Source organism: Thermoanaerobacterales bacterium, assembly GCA_030019475.1.
Taxonomy (GTDB): domain Bacteria; phylum Bacillota; class Desulfotomaculia; order Desulfotomaculales; family JASEER01; genus JASEER01.
Map to the genome: position 1 here is coordinate 1 of JASEER010000070.1, position 5,742 is coordinate 5,742.

A 5,742-nucleotide genomic window follows, 5' to 3' on the forward strand; every position below is an offset into this window, starting at 1 on the left:
GACCGCAAGGCGCCGGAATTGCCGCCGGATCCTTTCCTGGCCGCGGTGCGCGAAGCTTATGAGGAGACCGGTATCCGGCTTGCCAGGCGGGATATCCGGTTTTTCGCCCTGGGTATGCAGGCCGACCAGCGCCACCCGCTGCTCCTCGGCGAGGCGCGGATCGACGGGCGCCTTGGAGAATTGCTCCGTCTCGGGAAAGACGCCTGGGAGAACGAGCGGTTTTATTACCTTGACCTGGATAACCTCGCGGTGTGCGCCGCCGTTCTGGTTTACGGCGACTGGCTGCCGGCCAGCGCCGTGGGGGTGTGCCTGACCCTTCTGCGCCAGTATGGTTACAAGCGTGTCGCCGAGGCCCTCGACGGCGCGCGAAAGGACCATTACCGGCGCTGGCTGGCGCGCGGAGAACCGCGCCGGGAGCGGAAGAGACTTTCGGGATAGCGCGTCGGCGGTGCGCGACGTAGGCGACCGCCGGAAGAAGACGGCGTGAGGAGGCATGGGCTTGACGTTCGCGGGATCGGTCCTCGTCACCGGCGGGGCCGGGTATATCGGGAGCCACGTCGTTAAGGAACTGCTGGCGCGGGGGTACCGGACGGTCACCCTTGACGACCTGCGCAAGGGGCACCGGGCGGCGGTGGCCGGCGGCGTCTTCGTGAAGGGCGACTGCGGCGACGCGGAGCTGGTCGGGCGGGTCTGCCGGGAGTACGGCGTGGAGGCCGCGGTGCACCTGGCGGCGGACAGCCTCGTCGGGGAGTCGATGGCCCACCCGGCGAGGTACTGCCGCAACAACCTGGCCAACGGGATCGGGCTTCTGGACGCCCTGCTGGCGTGCGGAGTGCGGCGGTTTATTTTTTCGTCCACGGCGGCGGTGTACGGCGAGCCGGATGCGGTGCCTATCACCGAGGAGCACCCGACCCGGCCGGTGAACGTCTACGGGGCGACGAAGCTGATGTTCGAGCAGGTCCTGGAGTGGTACGGCCGGGCCTACGGGCTGAGGTACGTCTCGCTGCGCTATTTCAACGCGGCGGGGGCCGACGAGAGCGGGGAGATCGGGGAGGACCACCGGCCGGAGACGCACCTGGTGCCCATCGTGCTGCAGGCCGCCCTGGGGAAGAGGGACAAGGTGACCGTCTTCGGCGACGACTACCCCACGCCGGACGGGACCTGCGTCCGGGACTACATCCACGTCACCGACCTGGCGGCGGCGCACGTGCTGGCGCTGGAGGCGCTGGCGGCGGGGCGTCCCTCGGCGGTGTACAACCTGGGCAGCGAGCGGGGGTGCTCGGTGCGGGAAGTGATCGAGACGGCGCGGCGGGTCACCGGGCGGAAGATCCCGGCGGAGGTCGGCCCGCGGCGGGAGGGCGACCCGGCGGTGCTGGTGGCCGGTTCGGCGAAGATCAGGCGGGAGCTGGGCTGGGCGCCGCGCTGCGGGGACCTGGAGACCATCGTCCGGACGGCCTGGGCGTGGCATGCGCGGCACCCGGAGGGGTACGGGGAATAGTTGGGAAGATTGGTGTTACGAGTGTTGGAATATGGGATACAGGAGGTTATTTCTCAGCCACGGCCTGGTGGAGGATCATGCGAATAAACGCGGTGTGTCCAACCCCGAGCTTTTTCGCGAGCGCCTTGATGGCCGCCAAATCGTCCTCGGGAATACGCACGGAAACATGCGCCATTCTGGGCCGCTCAAACTCCACGTCCGCGTCTTCCAAGTCCAATTCCGAGACGTCGGTATGGTCGAAGAAGTCGGCCATCTCTTGCACATTATGGAACCGGGGCAACTTCCTATCCTTGTCTTGAACCATGATAAAGTCTCCTTTCGCCTGGTTTCATGTCGCGGGCGGTGACCGGATAGGCCACGCCGCGGCCTTCATAGATGAAGATCAGCGTCAGGTACCGGCCTGCCGCCGTGCGTCCGAGGAGAAGGTAGAGCTTTTGGTCGGGATCGCGGTTCGCTGCCTTGAGGCGCCTGATGAACCTGTTGGGATCGTCGAAGGCAGCTTCTTCTACTTCGTCAGGGCCGACCTGGTGCCGGGCGATATGATCCATGCGGTCGGTCGTCCACCGGATGCAGCCGATTTTCACTGCTTGCGCCTCCCGTTACCTAGTGTAGCACAATGTAGCACAACTTGCAAGGGGGTGATGTTCCCCGACGGCAACCAGTCCCTTTCAGGAAGCCCTGGCGGATGTTAAGTCCGCGATACGCTTTCATATTGACACCTTTGGTTGGTGAACGAGGCCCTGGACGCTTACCTGGCGAAGGCGGAGGAGAAGAGGGCCAAGGATCTGGAAGAAGTGCTGGCGCTTGCCGGCACTTTGTCCCGGGCCGAGGCGGAAGATGCGGAAAAGGCTATCGGGGAAGCGTGGGCCAAATGGCGGTTGTCGTAGATACGTCGGTAGTCATTGGTTTCCTTCGCGGGGCGGAGCCGGACTATGCACAGCGGGAGCCTTTTGGGAGTTTTGGTCCGGCAACGGTTAATATGAGGAAGTACGGTTGCGTGCCGGGGATGGTATAAGGAAGGTGACTACAGTCCGCGCCTGCTGGAAAGGATGGGGCTACCGCTCTGAAAGCCTGAAGCGGTCCCTGATTGTTTTGGCGAAGGCGCGGAGGTCCCCGAGGTCCTTGCGCAGAATGCTGAGGATAGTCGCCGGGTCGATCTCATCGTAGTGATGGACGATGATGTTACGGAACTGCGCCATTTTCTTATACTTCTCCAGTCTCTCCTGAGGAAGGATACCGGCCTCCGTGAGGACGGCCATAATGTCCTTGTAATCGTTGGGCTCGCGGAGGTTCAGGTCGGCGATGACGTGATTGCCGATATCCAGGCAGGCCTGGACGGCGACATGCAGGGCCCGCTCGATGGCGTCCCGGCGTTCTTCGTTGCCGGTCAGCTCGGACAGGGAGAGGTCACGGTATTTCTCCAGCTTGACGATGGTCCGGGACAGAAGGCTGAGTTTCCGGCGCAGGAGGTCCTCATCAACCACTTCTATAGCCTCCTTAACGTCAAGTTGATGCGGTGGTTGTACAGGGGCAGCATATCCAGATACCGTTCACGGGAGGCGGCCTCCTGCGCCGCGCGGCGGCTGGGGTCTTTGTCGACCACCCGTTGTCCGGTTTTCCTGACCTGGTGTTGCAGGAAGAGCGAGGCGGAGGTGATGTCGACGACCTGGACCGGCCGCCGGACGAGGTCCTGCAAGGCGATCTCCAGTTCCAGGCAGCGTTCCAGACGCGCCGCCCCGTCCCGTTGGTCCGCGGAGAAGAGCACGGCGACGTCGACATCGCTGCCGGCGCGCATCCGTCCGCTCGCGACAGACCCGTAGACGTAGGCCGCCGTCACGTCATCCTGCCGGGCCAGGTATTCTCCCACGAGGCGCATAATTTCATCTTCGGATAGACGCACAGGCCATCACCCCGCAACCATTATAACCCGACTTGCCCTACGGCGGCCAGCCGCCGTCCGGGCGCGCAGGCACCCGGACGGGTACCCGAAACAGTTGGGATGAAATTACTTGTCCGGCAGGTCTGTGCTATACTTTGGAAAACAATCGATACGGGTGCGGAAGGAAGGTGCGGACAGGGGTGAGCGAAATCTGGGCGGCGGCGCTGGACAAGAAAGGGCGGGCGCTGCTGCGGGAAGGGCGGTACGGCGAGGCGGCGGAGGTGTTCCGGGAGGCCTGCCGGCTGGACGACAACCCCGTTCTGGCGAACAACCTGGCCACCGCCTGTTTTTACGGCGGGGAGGCGGAACGGGCTCTGGAAGCTCTGGCGCCGAACATCGAGCCCGGCGCGCCCTTCAACCCTTACGCCCACGGCCTGGCGGCCCAGATCCTGGCGTCTTTGGGACGGGGAGCGGAGGCGCGCGCTGAGCTTCGGGATGCGGTACGGGACTTCGAGGACGGCCTGGCCGCCCTGCGCCGGGAGGGAGCGGTGCCGCGTTCCTGGAAGGAGTACACCGTTACGGTGTTGAGGGCGGCGGGCTCCCTGATGGAGCACCGCCTCGTCTACGATCTGTACCGCCGGTGGCAGGGCCTGCACGTGGAGTGGGAGTGCGCCTACCTGGCGGGCGTCGCGGCCTTCAACCTGAAGAGGTTCGCCCAGGCGGCCAGGCACTGGGCGGCGGCCGGGGAAATGGGCCGGCTGTCCGGGGCCTTTCAGCGGGTGGCGCTGCTGGCGGACCGGGGCCGCGTACCCCATTTCTCCGTGGAGTATGAGCTTCCGACTGTCGACAGGCTGTCCAGTCTGGCCGCCGCGGCCGCGGCTTCCGAGGAAGAGCGCCGCCGGTATGCCGGCCGGGGAATGGTACGCCTGTACCTTTTGGCCGGTATTCTGGATCCCGAGGCGGATGACGGGATGGTCAGGTTCGGCGTGAACACCCTGGTCACCTACGGAGGGGACTGGGGCCGGCGGCTGGCGCGGGATTTACTGGACGCGGGCGATGTATCCCTGGCCGTCAAGATCGCGGCGGCCGGGGCACTGGTGGAAATAGGCGTCTACCAACTGGACGAGGATATTCCCGTCACCGTTGACGGGCGAAAGGAAACGATCAGGGTACAAAAGGTGGCCGTTGCGGAAGAGGGGGACGCGGAGCTGGAGGAGGCGGTAGCCCGCGCCGGCCGGCTGCGCGCGGAAGAGAAGTACGAGGATGCTCTGGCGGTCCTGGAAGACCTGCAGGTGAAAGGCCGGTTATACCCGCCGGCCATGATGATGCAGGCCAACCTGTACCGCCGGCTGGGGCGGACCAAGGAGGGCAGGCGCCTGCTGGAGACGCTGGAGGAGATGTATCCCGCCGATCCGGCCGTCTTGTTCAACCTGGCCGGCATGTGGTATGAACTCCAGGATCCCGCAAAGGCGCGCTCCTACCTGGAGCGCCTGGATGAAAGCCTGGAGGGACGGGAAGTGACGGCGGAGTTCGGAGAAAAGCTGGCCTGGCTGCGGAGGCAGGTGAACGGGTTGGTCCGGCCTGTTGACTACGACACGCTTGTCGAGCTGGCGGCGGAAGAGTTTCGGGAGGCGGTGGAGGCGAAAACCCTGCCCGTGAACACCACGCTGGCCAGGGGATTGAGGAATATGCCCGCCATTTGGCTGGACGGGATGTGCGGCAGGTGGGAGATTGAGCCCGCCCGTACACGGAAGGAGCGGGAGGCACAGATAGCCGCGTACCTGGGGGACGACGGCAACCTGGAAAGGACGGTCGCGGAACTGCACCGGGATGAGGTCGCACTCCTGCGTTTTCTCCTGGACAAGGGGGGCTGGAGCAGAATCAACGGCGTCAGCCGCAAGTTCGGCACTATGGAAGGCGACGGCTATTTCTGGAACGAGACGGCCCCCGTTTCGCCGTTGGGGCGCCTCTGGTCCCAAGCCCTGGTTTTTGTCGGTACGGCGCGGGTCGGGGAACGCAACTGCCGGGTCGCCGTCATTCCCGTGGAGCTGCGGGAAAGGCTGACCGGGCTGCTCGGCCGGACCTCATAAGTTCCTCCTCTTGATCGGCCCGAACGGCTCCGGCAAATCTAAGATTAATAAATACTGGGTGATAATATGATAAAAGGAATAGCTATGTATCCTGAAATTGGAATATGCGGGCTTTCTTGCAGACTCTGTCCTAATTATCATATTGAAGGTACAAGCAGGTGCGGCGGATGTAAAACTGAATCCAGGATATGTGTCGGTTGTCCTTTTATCACCTGCGCTTTAAAGAAAAAAGGAGTTGAATTCTGCTGGGATTGTGAAGAAAATAAGACCTGTGA

At 63.9% G+C, this 5,742-nt stretch carries 8 protein-coding genes; 4 read left to right on the plus strand and 4 right to left on the minus strand.

Annotated features, from left to right (window positions below):
- The coding region (locus tag QMC81_11630; protein ID MDI6908120.1) for a hypothetical protein at positions 1 to 438 on the plus strand (438 nt) is incomplete at its 5' end.
- 61 nt (positions 439 to 499) lie between these two features.
- Positions 500 to 1,498: a UDP-glucose 4-epimerase GalE gene (gene galE, locus QMC81_11635; GenBank protein MDI6908121.1), complete on the plus strand. Its 999-nt coding sequence runs from the start codon at positions 500 to 502 to the stop codon at positions 1,496 to 1,498.
- A 46-nt stretch (positions 1,499 to 1,544) separates the two neighbouring features.
- Here the strand turns inward: galE and QMC81_11640 are convergent, their stop codons facing one another.
- Positions 1,545 to 1,802 carry a CopG family antitoxin gene (locus tag QMC81_11640; GenBank protein ID MDI6908122.1) on the minus strand — a complete coding sequence of 86 codons (258 nt, stop codon included), beginning with the start codon at positions 1,800 to 1,802 and terminating at the stop codon, positions 1,545 to 1,547.
- On the minus strand, positions 1,783 to 2,082 hold the full coding sequence (locus QMC81_11645) for a hypothetical protein (GenBank protein MDI6908123.1): 300 nt from the start codon (positions 2,080 to 2,082) through the stop codon (positions 1,783 to 1,785). Before QMC81_11645 ends, QMC81_11640 begins: the two co-directional genes overlap by 20 nt.
- 144 nt (positions 2,083 to 2,226) lie before the next feature.
- Here QMC81_11645 and QMC81_11650 point away from each other — a divergent pair, with 144 nt between their 5' ends.
- Complete coding sequence (locus tag QMC81_11650; protein MDI6908124.1) at positions 2,227 to 2,385, plus strand: hypothetical protein; 159 nt, start codon at positions 2,227 to 2,229, stop codon at positions 2,383 to 2,385.
- A 168-nt stretch (positions 2,386 to 2,553) separates the two neighbouring features.
- Here the strand turns inward: QMC81_11650 and QMC81_11655 are convergent, their stop codons facing one another.
- Together QMC81_11655 and QMC81_11660 are read right to left on the minus strand one after the other, a co-directional pair.
- A complete protein-coding gene (locus QMC81_11655; GenBank protein ID MDI6908125.1) occupies positions 2,554 to 2,982 on the minus strand; it encodes a DUF86 domain-containing protein in 429 nt (142 codons plus the stop codon).
- A 2-nt stretch (positions 2,983 to 2,984) separates the two neighbouring features.
- A complete protein-coding gene (locus QMC81_11660) occupies positions 2,985 to 3,398 on the minus strand; it encodes a nucleotidyltransferase domain-containing protein (protein ID MDI6908126.1) in 414 nt (137 codons plus the stop codon).
- A 179-nt stretch (positions 3,399 to 3,577) separates the two neighbouring features.
- Here QMC81_11660 and QMC81_11665 point away from each other — a divergent pair, with 179 nt between their 5' ends.
- The gene (locus QMC81_11665; GenBank protein ID MDI6908127.1) at positions 3,578 to 5,467 is read left to right on the plus strand and encodes a hypothetical protein; all 1,890 of its coding nucleotides are present in this window, start codon (positions 3,578 to 3,580) and stop codon (positions 5,465 to 5,467) included.
- The last annotated feature ends 275 nt before the right edge of the window (positions 5,468 to 5,742 follow it).